General features: G+C 45.1%; 16 protein-coding genes and 1 rRNA gene. All 17 read left to right on the forward strand.

Annotation, left to right across the window (positions count from 1 at the left end):
* Positions 1-55 precede the first annotated feature (55 nt).
* The 17 genes from MHH57_RS11680 to MHH57_RS11760 all read left to right on the forward strand — a co-directional run bounded on the left by MHH57_RS11680 (position 56) and on the right by MHH57_RS11760 (position 20,044).
* Positions 56-3,004 (forward strand): glycoside hydrolase family 48 protein, encoded by a 2,949-nt coding sequence (locus MHH57_RS11680; RefSeq protein ID WP_342435172.1) that lies wholly within the window; start codon positions 56-58, stop codon positions 3,002-3,004.
* Between the two features lie 139 nt (positions 3,005-3,143).
* Entirely contained in the window at positions 3,144-3,647 is a 504-nt protein-coding gene (locus MHH57_RS11685; RefSeq protein ID WP_039275069.1) for a ferritin, read from the forward strand.
* A gap of 290 nt (positions 3,648-3,937) precedes the next feature.
* Positions 3,938-4,486, forward strand: a complete 549-nt coding sequence (locus MHH57_RS11690; protein WP_029515029.1) for a GNAT family N-acetyltransferase — start codon at positions 3,938-3,940, stop codon at positions 4,484-4,486.
* A gap of 290 nt (positions 4,487-4,776) precedes the next feature.
* Positions 4,777-6,804: a S9 family peptidase gene (locus MHH57_RS11695; protein WP_342435105.1), complete on the forward strand. Its 2,028-nt coding sequence runs from the start codon at positions 4,777-4,779 to the stop codon at positions 6,802-6,804.
* Between the two features lie 113 nt (positions 6,805-6,917).
* Complete coding sequence (locus MHH57_RS11700) at positions 6,918-8,021, forward strand: DNA alkylation repair protein (protein ID WP_342435106.1); 1,104 nt, start codon at positions 6,918-6,920, stop codon at positions 8,019-8,021.
* A 178-nt stretch (positions 8,022-8,199) separates the two neighbouring features.
* A complete protein-coding gene (locus MHH57_RS11705) occupies positions 8,200-9,789 on the forward strand; it encodes an acyl--CoA ligase (protein WP_342435107.1) in 1,590 nt (529 codons plus the stop codon).
* A gap of 47 nt (positions 9,790-9,836) precedes the next feature.
* A complete protein-coding gene (locus tag MHH57_RS11710) occupies positions 9,837-11,069 on the forward strand; it encodes an aminopeptidase (protein WP_342435108.1) in 1,233 nt (410 codons plus the stop codon).
* A gap of 228 nt (positions 11,070-11,297) precedes the next feature.
* Positions 11,298-11,888 (forward strand): TetR/AcrR family transcriptional regulator, encoded by a 591-nt coding sequence (locus tag MHH57_RS11715; RefSeq protein ID WP_340932160.1) that lies wholly within the window; start codon positions 11,298-11,300, stop codon positions 11,886-11,888.
* 18 nt (positions 11,889-11,906) lie between these two features.
* On the forward strand, positions 11,907-12,533 hold the full coding sequence (locus MHH57_RS11720; RefSeq protein WP_340932161.1) for an HXXEE domain-containing protein: 627 nt from the start codon (positions 11,907-11,909) through the stop codon (positions 12,531-12,533).
* 120 nt (positions 12,534-12,653) lie between these two features.
* Positions 12,654-13,379 carry a DUF4309 domain-containing protein gene (locus MHH57_RS11725; RefSeq protein ID WP_342435109.1) on the forward strand — a complete coding sequence of 242 codons (726 nt, stop codon included), beginning with the start codon at positions 12,654-12,656 and terminating at the stop codon, positions 13,377-13,379.
* 149 nt (positions 13,380-13,528) lie between these two features.
* Positions 13,529-14,056 carry a TetR/AcrR family transcriptional regulator gene (locus MHH57_RS11730; RefSeq protein WP_340932164.1) on the forward strand — a complete coding sequence of 176 codons (528 nt, stop codon included), beginning with the start codon at positions 13,529-13,531 and terminating at the stop codon, positions 14,054-14,056.
* A 216-nt stretch (positions 14,057-14,272) separates the two neighbouring features.
* Positions 14,273-14,863, forward strand: coding sequence for a sulfurtransferase TusA family protein (locus tag MHH57_RS11735; RefSeq protein ID WP_340932165.1), 591 nt, complete (start codon positions 14,273-14,275; stop codon positions 14,861-14,863).
* Positions 14,860-15,336, forward strand: coding sequence for a DsrE/DsrF/DrsH-like family protein (locus MHH57_RS11740; protein ID WP_039275080.1), 477 nt, complete (start codon positions 14,860-14,862; stop codon positions 15,334-15,336). Before MHH57_RS11735 ends, MHH57_RS11740 begins: the two co-directional genes overlap by 4 nt.
* Positions 15,337-15,412: 76 nt before the next feature.
* The gene (locus MHH57_RS11745; protein WP_013310304.1) at positions 15,413-15,679 is read left to right on the forward strand and encodes a metal-sensitive transcriptional regulator; all 267 of its coding nucleotides are present in this window, start codon (positions 15,413-15,415) and stop codon (positions 15,677-15,679) included.
* Positions 15,680-15,913: 234 nt separating this feature from the next.
* A complete protein-coding gene (locus MHH57_RS11750) occupies positions 15,914-16,594 on the forward strand; it encodes a DUF421 domain-containing protein (protein ID WP_029516790.1) in 681 nt (226 codons plus the stop codon).
* A gap of 302 nt (positions 16,595-16,896) precedes the next feature.
* Positions 16,897-18,057, forward strand: coding sequence for an aminotransferase class I/II-fold pyridoxal phosphate-dependent enzyme (locus MHH57_RS11755; RefSeq protein ID WP_342435110.1), 1,161 nt, complete (start codon positions 16,897-16,899; stop codon positions 18,055-18,057).
* Between the two features lie 431 nt (positions 18,058-18,488).
* Positions 18,489-20,044, forward strand: a 16S ribosomal RNA gene (locus tag MHH57_RS11760).
* The last annotated feature ends 276 nt before the right edge of the window (positions 20,045-20,320 follow it).

Here is a 20,320-nt window from a genome sequence, read left to right on the forward strand (position 1 = left end):
AGAGGATGAATGCAAAGTGATCAGCAGAAAATCCGTGTTCAGGAAATCTGTCTCTATGGTCATGTCAGCTATTTTGGTACTTCCGTTAACCTTGGGCTTATTTCAGGCAGAACCCGACCGTGCATCAGCTACAACACCGGAATCGACACGCTTTCTACAATTGTATAAACAGCTGAAGGATCCGGCTAGCGGATACTTTTCAAAAGAAGGCATACCTTATCATTCCGTTGAAACGCTCATGAGCGAGGCTCCGGATTACGGACACTTAACGACTTCGGAAGCGTACAGCTACTGGATGTGGCTGGAAGTACTGTATGGTCATTATACCGGGGATTGGGGGCATTTGGAATCCGCGTGGGACAACATGGAGAAATATATCATTCCTGTTAATGAAGGCGACGGTAAGGAAGAGCAACCGACAATGAGTAACTATAACCCGAACAGCCCCGCCACTTATGCAGCAGAATATTCGCAGCCGGATCAGTACCCAAGCCGCCTAAGTGGTCAGTATGGTGCTGGCAAGGATCCACTGGACTCTGAGCTGAAGGCAACCTATGGCAACAACCAGACTTATCTGATGCACTGGTTGTTGGACGTGGATAATTGGTACGGTTTCGGAAATCTTCTGAATCCGTCGCATACAGCAGCCTATGTAAACACCTTCCAGCGCGGGGAACAGGAATCGGTCTGGGAGGTTGTACCACATCCATCGCAAGACAATCAAAAGTTTGGCAAGCCTAATGAAGGCTTTATGAGCTTGTTCACCAAGGAAAATAATGCCCCGGCTCAGCAATGGCGTTACACAAATGCCACCGATGCAGATGCACGGGCAGTTCAAGCGATGTACTGGGCTAAGGAATTGGGATATGACAACTCCGTATATTTGGATAAAGCCAAAAAGATGGGAGACTTTTTGCGTTACGGCATGTACGATAAATACTTCCAGAAAACCGGAAGCGCTTCCAATGGAAGTCCAATTGCTGGTACGGGCAAGGATGCCAGTCTTTATCTGATGGCATGGTATACATCCTGGGGCGGCGGACTTGGCCAAAGCGGCAACTGGGCTTGGCGTATTGGTGCCAGCCATGCACATCAGGGCTACCAAAATGTCGTCGCAGCATATGCGTTGTCCAACCAAGATGGTGGATTAATACCGAATTCACCAACGGCGGGACAGGATTGGGCGACCTCGCTGAAGCGCCAACTGGAGTTTTATACTTGGCTGCAATCCGATGAGGGGGCCATTGCAGGCGGAGCGACGAATAGCTGGGATGGTGCCTACAAGGCTTATCCATCTGGCACAAGCACCTTTTATGGCATGGCTTATACAGGGGCTCCTGTATATAACGATCCACCGTCGAACAACTGGTTCGGGATGCAGGCTTGGCTTGTCGAGCGAGTTGCCGAGCTGTACTACATTTTAGCCAAGAAAGGGGATACTTCGTCCGAGCAGTTTAAAATGGCTAAACAAGTGACGGAAAACTGGATCGCATGGTCCAAGAACTATGTATTTGCCAACGAACGGCCTGTGACTGACGTGCAGGGATATTATTTGGATGCACAAGGCAAGCGTATTCTGGGTGGCAAAAATCCGAAAGTGGCTACTACAGCAGCTAAAGGCGAATTCTGGCTGCCGAGCAATCTGGAGTGGAGTGGAAAGCCTGAAACCTGGAGCGGATTTGCCAATCATAAAGGGAATACCAATCTCCATGTGGTAACAAAGAATCCGGGGCAGGATGCCGGAGTACTGGGCAGCTATGTTAAAGCACTTACTTTCTTTGCTGCTGGAACGAAAGCTGAAAAAGGAGACTATTCCGAGTTAGGCAAGGAAGCTAAGGATCTGTCTAAAGCTTTGCTTGATGCTGCATGGGGTTATAACGATGGTATAGGTATTACAACGAAGGAAGCTCGCGAGGATTATTATCGTTATTTTACTAAAGAAGTGTATATCCCGAACGGCTGGAGTGGTAAGACTGGACAAGGCAACACGATCCCTGGCACAGACGCTACCGCTTCTGACCCGTCCAAGGGCGGCAATGGTACCTATTCCAGCTATAGCGATATCCGACCTAATATCACTAAAGATCCGCAATGGTCCTATCTTAAAGATAAATACACGACTTCTTGGAACAATCAGACCAAAAAATGGGATAAAGGTGCTCCAGAATTTACGTATCACCGTTTCTGGTCCCAAGTCGATATGGCAACGGCTTATGCTGAGTATGACCGTCTCATTAACGGTAGTGGCCCAACCGAGCCGACAGCTCCCAAAGCTCCGGCAAATGTGAAGGCAAACGCAGGGGATGCTCAGGTTACACTCACTTGGAGCAAAGCGACGGGTGCCGATAGCTATACGGTCAAGCGCTCGACAACCAGTGGTGGTCCTTATACCACAGTAGCAACGGTAACAGACAGCACTTACAAGGATACAGGAGTGCTGAATGAAACCACTTATTATTATGTAGCAAATGCAACAAATTCTTTAGGAACCAGCCCGGATTCTGTCGAGGTCAGTGCTAAGCCTACGGCAGCTCCCATTCCAGCAACGGGAGACGTGATTGCCCAATACCGCGTGGGCGACACTAATCCGGGAGATAACCAGATTCGGCCACTGTTCCGTGTTGTAAACAAGGGTAAAGAGGCTGTCGAACTGAAAAATGTTAAGCTGAGATACTACTATACCGTAGATGGCGACAAGTCACAGGAATTCCATTGTGACTATGCACAGTTGGGTAGTAGTAACGTTCAGGGACGTTTTGTGAAACTGGATAAGGCCGTTACAGGTGCAGATTATTATCTGGAGATCTCCTTTGGAGCTGGTGCGGGAAGTCTGGCAGCAGGGGAAAATACAGGAGATATTCAAATTCGCATGAACAAGACGGACTGGAGCGACTATAACGAAAGTGATGATTTTTCCTATGATTCTACCAAGACCTCTTATACGGATTGGGACAAAGCACCTTTGTATATAAACGACAAACGTGTCTGGGGCCTGGAGCCTTGATTGCGAACTGATTGTGGAAATCGCGGGCGGAATGTGAGAGCACTGAACTGGATTCATTTCCGTCCGTTTTTTTGTGATCGGATTCGTGGTACACTATGATCGTTACATCATTACATACATGACCGAGGTGACCTGAGACATGAATGACAATTTGGCACAGGCTCTGAATGAGCAAATGAACTTTGAATTTTACTCCGCTCACGTATATCTGGCGATGGCTGCTTATTGCTCCAGTGAAAGTCTGGATGGGTTTGCAAACTTCTTCCTAGTACAAGCTGAGGAGGAACGGTTTCATGCCATGAAACTGTATAAATACATTAATGACCGTAGAGGACGTGCTACATTGGCTGCATTACCAGAGCCCAAGAACAGCTACGATTCCATGCTGGACGTATTTGAGCATGGCTACAAGCATGAGCAGCAAAACACGCAAAAATTTTATCATTTGGCTGACTTGGCCCTCGATGCACGTGAGCATGCAACGATCCATTTCTTGAAATGGTTTATTGATGAGCAAGTCGAGGAAGAAGCGCTGTTCGACAGTGTTATCCAGAAGCTTAAACGCATTGAAAGAGACAGCAACGCCTTTTATATGCTGGACAGCGAGTTTGCCAAACGCAGCTTTACTGCCCCTGCGGAGTAACACTGCAAACATGTTGTGTTTGAAAATGCCTGAGGCATGGACAGCATTTTATTCGTCAAGAAAGTAAAGGAGCCCGGCTTTCGGGCTTTTTTGCGTTGACTTTGATTTACCGAATGCCCCTCTTTCGAGGGGATATTGTTATTTTAAATGGAGTTATAGAAAAAATTAATTTGTCGCTGGATGGTGAGCATGCTACAGTTATTTTAACTTTTATATCTGATTAAATAGATAGGAATAATTATATAGTGGTTCACGCGTTTTATAAAAACACTATAAGGAGGCGGGTTAGTATGAGTGAAATCTATCGTCTGGCACTCCAAGAGGACGCAGAAAGATTGCAGTATGTGACGTATGAGGCGTATGAAACAATTCGGCAGTTGGGGCTTCGATGGCCTGCCGCTCAGGCAGACGTTGCTCTCATTCAAGAAAATATTAAAAATAATGATTGCTATGTGCTGGAAGTAGACGGTGTCATTCAGGCTACCGTTAGCCATCTCAAAAATAGAGCCCTTAATTTTATAACCGATCTACCGTTTGTGATGTGGTTTGCTGTAGACCCGGCTACCCAGGGCAAAGGATATGGGAAAAAATTGTTGAATTGGGTAGAGCAAACGATTATACGTGATCAGGTGGGAGCTCCTGCAGTAACACTGGCGACTGCAGAAAAGCATCCCTATTTGCTATCCATGTACGAGCGTTGGGGATATGAACGTATCCATGCTTTTGACCATGGAACAGGGGACGGGACGATGCATTTACTGCGTAAAGTGGTGAATCCTGAATTATTCTCCACTTACATTCGTGAAAAAAATGAAGCCGAGACAGCCAACCAAAATTAGACCCGATCAACCGGAACAGACGAAGCCGATTCGTTCGCTGAAAGGGGCTTGGAGCGAATGAATTTTCAGTTATGATTGATGAATAACGTTACCCTCTCTCATGAAATTAACCGAAATAACGGTATTTTCTGGTCGATAGCGACTGAGAGAGGGGCTTTTTAATTTTGGACAAATTGACAGAAATAAATTAAAAGAGTAACGTAATTGTATAATTATTATAATCACATAAAATTAATCGGATTAATTAAAATTTGAAAATGTGGAATCTGATGATATAAGGAGGGATTTTTTTGGGCGACTCGCAATTTAGCACGACCAAGCGCTGTATAACAGCCGAGGATTTATATCGACTTCACTGGGTTAGCGATCCAGTTATTCATCCTATTAGTGGTGAAATCGCTTACGTAGAACAGTATATTAATAAAGAACGGACAGATTATAACTCAGGAATTTGGCTATTATCGTCCGATGGCGCTAGCGCATTACCCTTTACATACGGACCGAAAGATGAAATGCCTGTCTGGTCACCCGACGGATCACAACTAGCTTTTCTCCGTACAACAGACGGCAAGCGCCAGGTATGGATTATTCCAGAACGCGGGGGAGAGGCACGACAGCTTACATACGTAGAGAACAACGTTCGTTCATTAGCCTGGTCTCCTAATGGGACCTGCATATCGTTTGTAGCTAAAACGGCCGAGAACCCGTCAAGCCCGATATCCGATGAAGGAACTCAGGAGGCGCAACTTAAGGGACGAGTTGTTAATCGAACGAAAGCTAAATCCGACGGCTATGGACTGTGGGATGATACTCGTGATCACTTGTATGTAACGGATGTGACTTCGGGGCACACAGTTCAACTGACTTCCGGCGCTTATGATGTGGCAGAGCCTGTGTGGTCACCGGATGCTCAACGTATTTTATTCGTCGCCAGAATAGCAGAACATTCGAAAGAGGATACGGATTTACGTGAACTAAATGATTTGTTTACGATAACTCCTGCGATTTCAAATGATGATGCCGCAGCACCGCTTAAGCTGACCTATACTGAACTGCACATCGAGAGTGCTGCTTATTCTCCCGACGGTTCAACGATTGCCTTTTACGGCCATGATCGACATGCCAAAGGCGCTACTCAGACCCGACTGTACACGGTTCCTTCCAGTGGGGGGACGGCAGTATGCGTTAGTGAGATGCTTGACGCTCACCTTGGTAATGCGGGTATGAGCGACATGCGTTCACATCTTCATATAGGACCACCACGCTTTAGTGCCGACGGTCAATCCCTGTACACGCTGGTTACACGTGAAGGAAATGTGCACGTATATCAGTTTGCTCTTGATGGAACTTTTAAAATTTTAACGCAAGGAGAACGAGAAATTTACCAATTCGAGCTTACATCGGATGAGCAGCATATCATTGCCGCTTCCACCGATGTAACTTTACCAGGCGATTTGTTCCGGATTGCGATTCATTCAGGAACTGAGGAACGGCTGACACGAGTAAATGATTCTTTGCTTGATGAGATTGAGATTAGTGTGCCTGAGTGCTTTTGGACGGAGGTTGAGGATGGCCGACGGGTGCAGGGATGGGTAATGAAGCCTGCTGGGTTTAAGGAGGGAGTATCCTATCCTGCCATTTTGGAGATACACGGTGGCCCTCATGCCATGTATTCCAATTCTTTTTTTCATGAATTTCAGTTGCTGGCCGCTCAGGGATATACAGTCATCTACACGAATCCCGGAGGAAGCCGAGGGTACGGACAGTCTTTTACCAATGTCGTCCTTAGAGATTACGGCGGACGCGATTACACTGATCTACTGAGCGCAGTGGACGAGGCTATACGCCAGTTCCCATTCATTGATCCGGAAAGGCTGGGTGTAACAGGGGGCAGCTATGGTGGCTTTATGACAAACTGGATTGTTGGCCATACCGATCGTTTCCGCGCAGCTGTAACCCAGCGCTCCATATCTAATTGGCTGTCAATGTATGGAGTGAGCGACATAGGGTACTCGTTTACTGAAGATGAAGTCGGCGGGAATCCGTGGGAGGATTGCGAGCTCTTGTGGAGGCAATCTCCACTGGCTTATGTGCAGCAAATTAACACACCGCTGCTCATATTACATGGGGAGCAGGATCTGCGATGCCCTATAGAGCAGGGAGAACAGCTGTTTACAGCATTGCGTCGCTTGGGGAAACCTACGCAATTTGTCCGTTTTCCAGCTTCAAGTCACGAGCTTTCACGAAAAGGGCACCCGCAGCTTCGCGTGGAACGACTGCAACGCATTACCAATTGGTTTGCCCAACACGAATTATAAGTTAAATCGATTTCTTGTGTTGATGTAAAAATGTCAGGTCCTCATCATAGGACTTGGCATTTTTAGTATGCCTTGCTACAATTCTCTCAACCTCATTCAAAAGGAGATATATAATGGCCGAGCCCTTAAAAAATATGTACACGGAGAATTTTCTTCAACAATTCGGTGAAAAAGTACAGTCTGCATACAGGCCGTTCGATACCATCGGATTTATCCATCAAGTGATGGATGAAAAATGGGATGAGCTGGAGCTGAAAGAACGAATACGGCGTATTTCGTTAACATTAGGGGCATTTTTGCCCAGTAATTATGAAGAAGCTCTGGGTATTCTTTTTACTATAGATGAGCATTGCAGTGGTTTTCCGTACTTGTTTTTCCCCGATTTTGTGGAGGTGTATGGGCAGGGAGAAGGGGATTGGGACCTGTCCATGAAGGCGCTGGAGCGATTCACATCTAGGTCCTCTGCGGAGTTCGCCGTAAGACCCTTCCTCCTGCGTGAACCGGAACGGATGATGCAGCAAATGACGACCTGGGCGGGACATCAAAGTGAGCACGTTCGTCGTCTTGCCAGCGAAGGCTGCCGTCCACGGCTACCCTGGGGACAGGCGTTGCCTGTGTTTAAGCGCGATCCTGCTCCAGTATTGGCTGTATTGGAATTACTGAAAGCCGATCGATCACTATATGTACGTAAAAGTGTAGCCAACAACCTGAACGATATTGCCAAGGATCATCCTGATGTGGTCATTGCTACGGCTCAACGGTGGAAAGGGACACATCCTGACACAGACTGGATTGTGCGTCATGGCTGCCGGACCCTGATTCGCAAATCCATCCCCGAAGTGATGGCAATGTTCGGCTATGCGGATGAAACAGACGGGGCACCGTTGGTCACGGGTGCCTCTTTCACCACAGACCCTACCGTGCTAAAGCTTGGTGATAGCTGTGAGTTGAGCTACGCGCTTCAGCTTCGTGAAGGTGACCCGGTACGAGTCCGCATCGAGTACGGCATTGACTTTGTAAAGGCGAGAGGACAAGTCTCACGTAAACTGTTTTTGCTATCTGACAAAACGGTCTCCGGAGGAACCCATCTTACAGGTACACGGACACACCGTTTTGCAGACCTGACAACTCGTCGCCATTATGCGGGAACGCATCGGATTGCGTTGCTCGTAAATGGTCAGGAAGCGGCTTATACAGTGGTAGAACTCCAGTTGTAGATCAAGATTGCAGTGAAGAGAAAGAGTCTGAAATCAGGCTCTTTCTTTTTGTGGTTGTTTTTACCCAATTCATTTTTTTTCCAAAAAAATGATTCTGGTATTAGAACCTGGTACTAAGACGTGTTATACTACAGTAAGAAAGTGGATCTCATCTTATGTATAAAGGGGAAGGTATAATTTGACAGATCAACAACAATGGCTTGCGCCTGAATCTTACAATATGACTTCGGAAATGGAACACCATGAGGCTGATAAAACAGCACTTAAGTGGCTGAGTGAGACAGGAGAATACGAAGAAATCACCTATGGAGAGCTGTTGAAAAAGGCTAATCGACTGGCTGGAGGACTCGCAAGTCTGGGATTTAACAAAGGTGACAGAGTTCTGGTCGTAGTACCACGGCGTATTATTGCGTATGTAATTTATTTAGCCTGCTTGAAGCTGGGGCTTGCTGTCATTCCATCTTCAGAAATGCTGCGTGCCAAGGATATTGCATATCGTCTTCGCCATTCTGAAGCACGCGCAGTCATTGCCTGGACCGGAGTAACAGGTGAAGTGGACAAAATAAGCGATGATTTGCCTACTCTGGATTATCGTATCGTGGTCTCCGGGGACGACACGCTAGATGTATCTGGCTGGCTCGTGCTGAATGAGCTGATGGATGGACAGGAAGATACTTTTGAAGCTGTGAAGACGCACCGTGACGACATGGCCATTCTGGCCTATACTTCGGGCACCACGGGAAATCCTAAAGGTGTTGTACATAGCCATGGCTGGGGATATGCTCATCTGCGGATAACATCACCATGGTTGGATATTCGAGCTTCAGACGTAGTATGGGCTACAGCTGCACCAGGATGGCAAAAGTGGATTTGGAGTCCGTTTTTATCTGTACTGGGGAATGGAGCGACCGGATTCGTATATAATGGTTCGTTTCGTCCGGGTCGCTATTTGCAGTTCATGCAGCAGTACGGAATCCAAGTGTTGTGCTGTACGCCGACAGAATATCGGATTATGGCGAAAACGGATGGTTTGGATCAATATGATCTATCCCAATTGCGCAGCGCAGTTTCTGCGGGAGAGCCTCTCAATCAGGAGGTCATTAATAAGTTTCAGGAGCAGTTCAACATTACGATTCGTGACGGCTACGGTCAAACGGAGAGCACATTAATTATTGGTAATTTAAAGGATGCACCTCTGCGTACAGGCTCGATGGGCAAATCTATTGCACTGGGACTCGTTGAGGTCGTAGACGAGGATGGCATTCCGCTGGCTCCGGGGCAAGTGGGCGATATTGCGGTACGCGCTGATCTGCCGGCATTATTCCATACGTATTACCATGATCCAGAACGCAAATTAGCTAGTGTCCACGGAGATTATTTTGTTACGGGAGACCGGGCTCGCAAAGATGAGGATGGATATTTCTGGTTCGAAGGACGTGGGGATGATATCATTATCAGTTCTGGCTATACTATTGGTCCTTTTGAAGTAGAGGAAGCGCTTATGAAGCATTACTCCGTGCAGGAATGTGCTGCCGTAGCCAGCCCTGACGAAATCCGTGGACATGTTGTAAAGGCTTTTGTCGTACTCAAAGCTGGGGTAGAAGGATCACCGGCGTTAGTGAAGGAACTGCAACATCATGTGAAAACATGGACGGCGCCTTATAAATATCCACGAAAAATAGAGTTTATTCAAGAACTCCCTAAAACCAGCTCAGGCAAAATACGAAGAGTGGAGCTGCGTGAACTGGAGAAGCAATCCGTACTGTAATGATAAAATTATTCAATATAATCAAAACGGAACAGGAGCGTGGAAAAATGAGTACATTTGAATCATTGTTGGAACAATACGCAGAACTGGTTGTAAGAGTAGGGGTTAACATTCAGCCTGGACAGGTGTTTTTGGTAACTGCACCACTAGAAACTGTTGAGTTTACACGCCTGATTGTCAGCAAAGCCTATGAAGCAGGCGCTAAATATGTACAGGTAGAGTTTGAGGATGATTCCATTACACGTAGTCGTTTTGAACATGGTGACGAAGCTAGCTTCGATTACTACCCTGCTTGGAAGGCAGAAATGATGGAGAAATTTGCTGAAGAGGGTGGAGCCACACTAACGATTAAAGTGCCGAACCCCGATTTATATCAAGGCATTGATCCACAAAAGGTTTCTCGTGCGACCAAGGCGGCAGCTACGGCGAGAGAGGGTTTTTCCAAATATACCCGAAATCATAAAATTAGTTGGTGTTTGATTAAAGCGCCGACGAAGGCTTGGGCCGATAAAGTATTTGCAGATGTAGCAGAAGAGGATCGTATATGTGTCATGTGGGATACAATCTTCCAAATGAACCGTGTAGATGGCTCTGATCCTATTCAGAATTGGCAGAAACATTTGAAAAACCTTGAACAGGTACAAGACAAGCTGAATCATAAAAAGTATAAAAGTCTCCACTATCGTGCACCAGGAACAGATTTGCGAATTGAACTGGCTGACGGGCATATTTGGCGCAGCGGCGGTGGGGAGAACGAGCGCGGAGATTACTTTGTCGCGAATATGCCGACAGAAGAAGTGTTCACGATGCCTAAGCGTACAGGTGTGAATGGTCATGTCACAAGTACCATGCCACTCAATTTAAATGGACAACTGGTGGATCGCATAACGTTTACCTTTAAGGACGGTAAAGTCACTGAATATACAGCAGAATCCGGCGAGCAGCATCTGACTCATTTGCTCGCTACGGATGAAGGGGCCAGCTATTTGGGAGAAGTTGCACTGGTGCCGCACGATTCACCGATCTCCAATCTCAATCGTATTTTTTACAATACAGGTATTGACGAAAATGCCTCCTGTCACTTGGCCCTAGGCAGTGCGTATCCATTTAATATGGAAAATGGGACACAAATGAACCGGGAGGAGCTGCTCCAGAATGGTGCCAATGTCAGTCTGACTCATGTTGACTTCATGATCGGCTCAGCTGAGCTGGATATTGATGGCGAACTGCAAGATGGAAGTAAAGAAGCCGTGTTCCGCAAAGGAAATTGGGCTATTTAGTCCTTTTCTCAACCTCAATTCAATCAACCCGCAAACGATCTCATTCGTATGCGGGTTTTTCTATTCCCTAAATCTCAAATCACTCCTTGTTTTGTGAAATATAAAGTGCTAAACTGAGTTCAAACAACAATTTAAACATTGTTTAAATTGTTGTTTGAAAAGTTGCTTATATAAAGTTGTCCGTTTCATTTGTCCGTTATGATTGAACAAAACAGGAGGAGGAAAAACATGAATCACCCAGACAAAAAACAACAAACCAAAGAAAAAATCTTAGACGCTACGCTGGAATTTATTCAAAAGGAAGGTTTTGAGGCGGTTACAATCCGAAAAATTGCCGATCTGTCTGCTACTAATATTTCATTAGTTAATTATTATTTTGGCTCCAAGGAAAATTTGCTCAGTGAAACTATTGAAGTGATATTAAATGGCTTTCAACATACCTTTTCTATTTTGGATAATACAGCGATCCCCCCCCAAGATAGACTGAAACAATTTTTACATAACTATTTACAGGTCATTCGTCAATATCCAGAGCTTCTTTCGCGAATTATTGCCATGGGTAGCACGCCCTTTACATCTCAACAGGAATACGGAAGGTTTTTAAACATAATGGGATTTCCAAAGGTTCAGAACACGATCAAGGAGCTGACAGGCGAGCAACAGCCGGAGCGCTTGTTAGCGATGATGATGCAAATATTCGGAGCTATTTTTCTGCCCGCACTGATGAGTCCGATTCTTGAATCAGGGGCAGTTGTGAAAATACCTTCAATAGAGGAACAATTAAATCTGCTGTTTGAAAGATATTTTGATCAAAAATAAAGCATAGGGGTGACTAATATGAATTATTTGAGAAAATATTGGCAAGATGCAGGGGCTATAATCGGTGTGGTCGTATGTGTTGTTTTGCTTATGAATCAAGCTATCTTTTCGGATATAACAGGCATGTTATGGTTGAGTTTTGTAGCTATATTGTTTCATCAATTTGAGGAGTACCGCTGGCCTGGATATTTTGCTGGTTTATTTAACAACGTTATGTTTAAAAGTGAAGCACCCGATCATTACCCCTTAAACACTCAATCAGCGATGATTATCAATGTTGCAATTGCCTATGTGTTTTACCTGCTCCCCGTATGGTTTCCGCAAGTAATCTGGCTTGGACTCGCACCCGTTTTTATGGGATTTTTTCAGGTCGTCTGGCACGGTATCGTCGTAAATATTAAAGCAAAAACCCTATATAATCCTGGCTTGTTTACGGCATTTCTCCTGCATGTTCCAGTCGGAATTTGGTATATACATGCAATAGTACAGCGAGACATCCCAACGGCAATAGACTGGATTGCGGGTACGATCTACTTTGTTTTTGCTGTATACATCTTCATCATTAAAGGGAATATATGGTTAAAGAAGAGTGACTCTCCTTACTCCTTTTCTAAACAACAGCTGGGATCTTATGGTCGTAAATAGTGTATATTAGAAAATCATTAATGTCCTTGTTTACAAGTTGGAAACAAGTAGAGGTATTCTGGAAACGAGGTTCGGTTACACTTGGTTTGTACCCATGAACAAGGAAAGAGTGATCTTATAATGAAGCATACACATCAATCTTATGATCGTAAAAAGTTGGCTTACAAGCTAATCACCACTAGTGCTTTATTGGCGATAGGTTTTGCTGTGATGACAGGATGCAGCAATAGCGGGGAAGCAAAATCAACTGCTCCTACTAAAGCAGAAACAGTCACATCGCCTGCTAGTTCTACAGATCAAAACACGGATCTCAATACTAATGGGCAAGGCTCAACCTCAACCTCAACCTCAACCTCAACCTCAACCTCGACCCATCAAGAACCTGCCAATAGTACAGCTACACCTCACAGTAAACACAGCCCTGCAGCCGCTATATTTAGCGCAGCCAAGCAGGGAACCTTACCGAATTTGCCTAAAGGTCTTGGCTTGGGAACTAGCAGCGATCTTTTATTTGAGCTGTGGGGGAAATCCGAGTCTGGTTCTACTGGCCCTATGAGAAGCTACGCTAAGTATCATACAGACATCATGCTGGATGGAAGCGATAAAGTTACAGAAATTACATCTTCCGATCCAGAATATAAAAAGTTGCTTATCAAACAAATTGTTGACGATTTAGGCCAACCTACGGAAACCGTTGATACCTCTAGAGACATACCTGACACAGCAGAAGCTAATTATACGATCAATAACACATCAGGACTTAGTTATAATTTAGTATTTTCCTATCAAACCAAAACGCAAAAGGTCAATTATATCCGATTATATTTTAACTCTAAAACGCCATAATTGGATGCATATAACAGAGTCGTTTCCGTTAGAATTGCGGAGGCGACTTTGTTCAAGCTCATTGCATTTTTAGGGTATGTCGTTTATACTATTTTGTAATTGATTAATCACTAATCAGAAAACTGTGTTAAATAAAAGGATGAAAAAACATGACTAAAGCTACGTCAACATCTATAAATCGCCAAAAGGAAATCATATCTGCTGCCATTGAAGTGTTTGCTGAGATGGGCTACTACCGAGCTACAACAGCCAAAGTTGCAGAACGGGCCAATATTTCTCAACCCTATGTCTTTCGTTTTTTCGCTACCAAGGAAGCATTGCTTGTTGAAGCCCTGAAGGTTTCATTTACACGTATCATAGATTCTTTTCACAGCGTCATTCATTCGGCCTCATCTGAGCAGCTCGAGCAAGAGCTAATTGCAGCCTATTCGCAAATTATGACGGAATACCGTAATGAAACACTTTTGCAAATGCAGGCGCAGACGATTCGCGAGGATGAGGTTGTAAGCGTGATGCAGCAAGGGTTACGTGAAATTCATACGACGGTGTATGATGCTTTCCGACGGGCAGGTATTGAACAAGCAATGGAAAGAACGATGCTTTTTCTCGCTAGAGGTATGCTGTGTAATATTTCAATGTCGCTGGATTTGCCAGAACTGATGAAAAAAGGCGATTAATTTTGGTTTATGTTTATGCAATAGAGTCGCGTTTTTGCGCGGCTTTTTTTGCTTTTAATTTTATTTGTTTAAGACATGATTTTGTTTGCTTCTGAGAAGAAACGGCCAAATAAGTTGACAAGAGAAGTGAGTATCATTATCCTAATACCTATAGGGGTATATGTATAAAAGATTTAACTAAGCTAAGCCCCTCAAAAAACAGGCGGAGGTTATAGAATGTCATCAACTAACAATATCCAAGCAGATCATATTCTTGATTGTAAAGGGCTAGCTTGTCCTATGCCTATTGTAAAAGCAAGAAAGGCTATGAATGAGCTCGTTCCCGGAAAGATTATGGAGATTCAGGCGACTGACAAAGGTTCATTAGTCGATTTTCAGAGCTGGGCCAAAAACACCGGACATCAATATTTGGGCACTCTCCAAGAAGGAGATGTAATGCGACATTATCTACAAAAAGCAAATCTAGCTGAAGTGAAGAAGGAGCAAGTATTTTCTTCTACGATAAGCCATGAAGAGCTACAAGCAAAATATTCTGGCAAAGAGAACTTCATTTTACTCGATGTTCGTGAACCCGCTGAATTTACGCTTAAACATATCCCTGGATCTAAGCACATCCCTCTTGGCGAACTGGAGAACAGACTTTCTGAACTGAACTTGGAAGAAGAGATCGCAGTGATTTGCCAAGCTGGAGCACGCAGTGAAATGGCTTGTCAGTTATTAGTTGCCAAAGGCGCTAAAAAAGTCAAATCTGTGCTTTCAGGCATATCCGAATGGGCTGGAGAGACTAAAGGAAGCGAATCCATATGAGCACACCCAAAACAACGATTGTATTATTCAGCGGGGAGCTGGATAAGGCGATTGCTGCATTCATTATTGCGAATGGAGCGGCAGCATATGATCACGAAGTAACTATTTTCTTTACTTTTTGGGGGTTAAATACGTTACGCAAGGATGAAATCGTGAGCACTAATAAGGGAATACTCGAAAAAGCCTTTGGTTGGATCATGCCTCGTGGACCCAAAAAGCTGGCACTATCCAAAATGAATTTTGCCGGACTCGGTCCACAGATGATCAAGCATGTCATGAAAAAACACAATGCGCTTTCCTTGCCGCAGCTTATAGAGTTGGCACGAGAGCAGGGGATCAAGCTCGTCGCCTGTACCATGACCATGGATTTGTTAGGGCTGCAGCAAGAAGAGCTAATCGACGGTTTGGAATATGCTGGGGTAGCCGCCTACTTGGGGGATGCTTCCCAGGGCAAGGTGAATCTATTTATTTAGGGTATCCTATTTATTTTTTTGGTTTATAATATACCTATACGTGTATATGGTAAGTCGAAAAAGGAGTGCATTACTTATGGATTACAATTACAGTGATGAACTGAAAACGCGCCTGAGGAGGATTGAGGGACAGGTGCGTGGGGTACTTCGTTTAATGGATGAAGGAAAATCGTGCAAAGACGTCGTTAGCCAGTTATCTGCCGTACGTAACGCATCAGATAAAGCGATTGCCCAAATTGTAGCAGAGAATCTGCAACGATGTATATTGGAAGAGCAAGAGGCTGGAGGAGACACGGATAAGCTGGTTAAAGAAGCGATTCAGCTGCTTGTGAAAAGTAGATAATCATGACTCCAGAGTCCAAGCTAGCGGGCAATGATGTCACTATGCACAAAATTACGGGAGCTGGCATATTGCCTTTGATTAAGATTATATACTAGCCGTAATTAAAAAGTTCGCTGCCTCTAGTTGGTAGCGGGCTTTTTTATTCGGACATTTCAGGAATAATCCTCTGTTTATGCTGAGGTAGGCCGGTGTAAATAACACATAACAAAACAACTTCTTCCGGGAGGCCTATTTATGGAGGTATTTGTTTCGATTGGTGTCAAATTGATCATCAGCTTTTTTGGCTTGTGGATCATTACTTTTATTACAGGTCGGAAAACACTTAGTCAGTTAACACCACTCGATTTCCTAACATCATTGGTGTTAAGCGAAATTGTGGGAAATACGTTATATGACGATAAGGTGACCATTGGGCAGCTTTTATTTGCTTTGGCACTATGGTGCGCGCTGGCCTACTTTTTTGAAAAAGCGACGACCCATTTTGTGAAATTTGGATATATGGCAGAAGGTCGAACAGTGCTGCTCGTGGATAAAGGGCAGGTTAATCAAGAAATGCTGGAGAAATATGACATAGAATTTACACAGCTACTCTCCATGCTACGCCAGCAAAATATTTTTTCTCTGCGTGAGGTCTGGTACGCTACGTTAGAGACGAACGGCTCCTTGTCAGTCATGCGGAAACCTGAATACGAGCCACCCGCCGCTCAGGATATGGGAATAGATGCACAGCCTGATCTTTTTTCTGTTACTGTCATTGATAAGGGAAGGTTGCTAAATGAATCTATGCGTGGGAAAACAATTGATATTGGAGAGATTAAGGCTAAGGTGCGAGAGCAGGGATATGATAGTATCGATGAGATTGCCTATGCAGAGTTAAGCGAGGATGGAACACTTCATATCGTGCCAATGAGATAGAAAAAGCATTAAAAATAAGACCATTTTGATAATTAAGCCAAAAAAGAGGAGCAAGGTGAACAGTCAGGGTTGTACTTCCCAGCTCAAACAATGAAATACAGATGATCAACTCTGATACCCTGAGTGTATTTTTACTCATTGCTTCCATTCACTGCTCCATATTTATTTCATGCATTTAATTATCATTTTTAGATCCAGCAGTTCTTTAAAAGATTTTTGAAATAACCCTATAGAATATTTGAGTCCCGGATTGAGGAGACTACCTCATGAGTTTGAAATTTTTCAGAAAGTGGTGATCAGATTTGAGTTTCTCGGATGATCAGCTTATCTGTCTCCGATTTGAGGACGAACTAGGGTGTTTTGCTAAGGCTGCTGCTCCTCCTATTTATGAGACTGCTCCATTTTTCTTTGATACTTACGAAGATTATGCTGAAGCGGCTAATAATGAAAAGGAGCATTATGTCTATTCGAGGGGAACCAATCCTACCGTTCAGATTGCAGAGCAAATGATTGCTGCACTGGAAGGTGGGGCGGACTGCAAGTGCTTTGCTTCCGGAATGGCTGCTATCAGTGCGGCTCTAATGTGTAGTTTATCCGCCGGGGACCATCTGATTCTGGTCGGACACATATACGAAACCTCCGTCAGCCTAGCTAAATACTTATCGAAGTTCAATATAAATTATACAATTGTACATTCCACTTCTACGGAAGCAGTTGCTGATGCCATCAAACCGCAGACCCGTGCTATTCTTATGGAGTCTCCTACCTCATTCACATTCGATATGGTAAATATTCAGGAGGTAGCTTCGCTTTCCAAAGCGAAGGGCATCCGCACAATCATAGATAATTCATGGGCTACACCCCTTTTTCAAAAACCATTAGAATGGGGCGTAGATATCGTTGTTCACTCCGCATCCAAGTACTTGGGTGGTCATAATGATTTAATTGCAGGGGCAGTGATCGCTTCTAAAGAGATAATAAATCGTATGTATGCTGAAGAGTATGAGTTGATTGGCGGCTCGTTGGCCCCTTTTGAAGCATGGCTACTCATTCGGGGGCTAAGAACACTCCCGCTCCGAATGGAAGCCCATCAGAGAAATGCTCTGTTGGTTGCTCGTTTTCTATCAGATCATCCGGCCATTTCAAAAGTGAATCATCCCGGACTTCCTTCTCACCCACAACATGAGCTGGCATGTAGGCAACTCAAAGGGTATGCCGGATTATTCAGTTTTGAACTAAAAGATTCGGGTTATGAGGATATATGCAGAGTGATCAATAAACTGCGACTGATTCGGATCGGTGTATCTTGGGGGTCTATGGAGAGCCAGGTGATCTCACCAAACTACGGCTTCAATAAGCAGAGTCTAGAAAAACAACACATGCCCGAATCGCTTATCCGCCTAGCTGTAGGGCATGAGCCTGCTGAACTTCTGATACAGGATTTAGCTACAGCTTTAAGCTAAGCTAACTTTCAGGATTTTATCTAAAAAAGCGGAAGTAGCGGTTCCTCCAATACATAAAGAGCTTCTGCTTTTCTGATTTATGATGTTTATACCTGATCAACTTTGCGCTTTAAGTAGGAGATAAGAGAGTCTCAGTTGTTCCAGGTAAATCACCGTGTAGAAATACAAACTAGTAAATTGGAAAATATTACAACTTGCCTGATAGGTATACACGTGATAAATTATATATCCAGCCAGTTAAACGGCTGTTGACTTGATCTTTGAAAACTGAACAACGAGTGAGTAGGGATTTTGTTCACAAAATCCAACGCTGAAATTTTGGTACATGCCTTCCAGGCTGTATAAAATGGAAGCAAACAAGAGATATTTTTTATCTCGTCAGTTTCAAAATGAGCTTATCGCTCTTTCTATAAACCAGCTTCGGTTGGTCTTTAATGGAGAGTTTGATCCTGGCTCAGGACGAACGCTGGCGGCGTGCCTAATACATGCAAGTCGAGCGGGGTTAGTTAGAAGCTTGCTTCTAACTAACCTAGCGGCGGACGGGTGAGTAACACGTAGGCAACCTGCCCACAAGACAGGGATAACTACCGGAAACGGTAGCTAATACCCGATATATCCTTTTCCTGCATGGGAGAGGGAGGAAAGACGGAGCAATCTGTCACTTGTGGATGGGCCTGCGGCGCATTAGCTAGTTGGTGGGGTAAAGGCCTACCAAGGCGACGATGCGTAGCCGACCTGAGAGGGTGATCGGCCACACTGGGACTGAGACACGGCCCAGACTCCTACGGGAGGCAGCAGTAGGGAATCTTCCGCAATGGGCGAAAGCCTGACGGAGCAACGCCGCGTGAGTGATGAAGGTTTTCGGATCGTAAAGCTCTGTTGCCAGGGAAGAACGTCTTGTAGAGTAACTGCTACAAGAGTGACGGTACCTGAGAAGAAAGCCCCGGCTAACTACGTGCCAGCAGCCGCGGTAATACGTAGGGGGCAAGCGTTGTCCGGAATTATTGGGCGTAAAGCGCGCGCAGGCGGCTCTTTAAGTCTGGTGTTTAATCCCGAGGCTCAACTTCGGGTCGCACTGGAAACTGGGGAGCTTGAGTGCAGAAGAGGAGAGTGGAATTCCACGTGTAGCGGTGAAATGCGTAGAGATGTGGAGGAACACCAGTGGCGAAGGCGACTCTCTGGGCTGTAACTGACGCTGAGGCGCGAAAGCGTGGGGAGCAAACAGGATTAGATACCCTGGTAGTCCACGCCGTAAACGATGAATGCTAGGTGTTAGGGGTTTCGATACCCTTGGTGCCGAAGTTAACACATTAAGCATTCCGCCTGGGGAGTACGGTCGCAAGACTGAAACTCAAAGGAATTGACGGGGACCCGCACAAGCAGTGGAGTATGTGGTTTAATTCGAAGCAACGCGAAGAACCTTACCAGGTCTTGACATCCCTCTGACCGCTGTAGAGATATGGCTTTCCTTCGGGACAGAGGAGACAGGTGGTGCATGGTTGTCGTCAGCTCGTGTCGTGAGATGTTGGGTTAAGTCCCGCAACGAGCGCAACCCTTATGCTTAGTTGCCAGCAGGTCAAGCTGGGCACTCTAAGCAGACTGCCGGTGACAAACCGGAGGAAGGTGGGGATGACGTCAAATCATCATGCCCCTTATGACCTGGGCTACACACGTACTACAATGGCCGGTACAACGGGAAGCGAAATCGCGAGGTGGAGCCAATCCTAGAAAAGCCGGTCTCAGTTCGGATTGTAGGCTGCAACTCGCCTACATGAAGTCGGAATTGCTAGTAATCGCGGATCAGCATGCCGCGGTGAATACGTTCCCGGGTCTTGTACACACCGCCCGTCACACCACGAGAGTTTACAACACCCGAAGTCGGTGGGGTAACCCGCAAGGGAGCCAGCCGCCGAAGGTGGGGTAGATGATTGGGGTGAAGTCGTAACAAGGTAGCCGTATCGGAAGGTGCGGCTGGATCACCTCCTTTCTATGGAGAATCGTTTCCTGCGATGGAAACATTCAAATTAGCAGGTATAACGTACCTGCGACCGGATATTCAATTCGGTTCATCACATTCGTGTGAATGAAATGAATATCCTGAACTTACTCACTCGTTGCTCAGTTTTGAGAGTTCAAACTCTCAAGCTTCGACGAATACTTCATTCACACATCCGTGTGGAACCGAAATATTCATCGGGTTTCGCTTCGATGAAGCGAATTGCACCTTGAAAACTGGATACCGAAACGAAATTGCGTTTTAGAA

It is taken from the genome of Paenibacillus sp. FSL H7-0442, assembly GCF_038593105.1.
In the GTDB taxonomy this organism is placed as follows: Bacteria; Bacillota; Bacilli; order Paenibacillales; family Paenibacillaceae; genus Paenibacillus; species Paenibacillus polymyxa_D.

Bases quoted from the DNA above. Each gene is read 5' to 3' on its own strand.
- MHH57_RS11680 (WP_342435172.1), top strand. From the start codon at position 56: ATGGTCATGTCAGCTATTTTGGTACTTCCGTTAACCTTGGGCTTATTT.
- MHH57_RS11685 (WP_039275069.1), top strand. From the start codon at position 3,144: ATGAATGACAATTTGGCACAGGCTCTGAATGAGCAAATGAACTTTGAA.
- MHH57_RS11690 (WP_029515029.1), top strand. From the start codon at position 3,938: ATGAGTGAAATCTATCGTCTGGCACTCCAAGAGGACGCAGAAAGATTG.
- MHH57_RS11700 (WP_342435106.1), top strand. From the start codon at position 6,918: ATGGCCGAGCCCTTAAAAAATATGTACACGGAGAATTTTCTTCAACAA.
- MHH57_RS11710 (WP_342435108.1), top strand. From the start codon at position 9,837: ATGAGTACATTTGAATCATTGTTGGAACAATACGCAGAACTGGTTGTA.
- MHH57_RS11715 (WP_340932160.1), top strand. From the start codon at position 11,298: ATGAATCACCCAGACAAAAAACAACAAACCAAAGAAAAAATCTTAGAC.
- MHH57_RS11720 (WP_340932161.1), top strand. From the start codon at position 11,907: ATGAATTATTTGAGAAAATATTGGCAAGATGCAGGGGCTATAATCGGT.
- MHH57_RS11725 (WP_342435109.1), top strand. From the start codon at position 12,654: ATGAAGCATACACATCAATCTTATGATCGTAAAAAGTTGGCTTACAAG.
- MHH57_RS11730 (WP_340932164.1), top strand. From the start codon at position 13,529: ATGACTAAAGCTACGTCAACATCTATAAATCGCCAAAAGGAAATCATA.
- MHH57_RS11735 (WP_340932165.1), top strand. From the start codon at position 14,273: ATGTCATCAACTAACAATATCCAAGCAGATCATATTCTTGATTGTAAA.
- MHH57_RS11740 (WP_039275080.1), top strand. From the start codon at position 14,860: ATGAGCACACCCAAAACAACGATTGTATTATTCAGCGGGGAGCTGGAT.
- MHH57_RS11745 (WP_013310304.1), top strand. From the start codon at position 15,413: ATGGATTACAATTACAGTGATGAACTGAAAACGCGCCTGAGGAGGATT.
- MHH57_RS11750 (WP_029516790.1), top strand. From the start codon at position 15,914: ATGGAGGTATTTGTTTCGATTGGTGTCAAATTGATCATCAGCTTTTTT.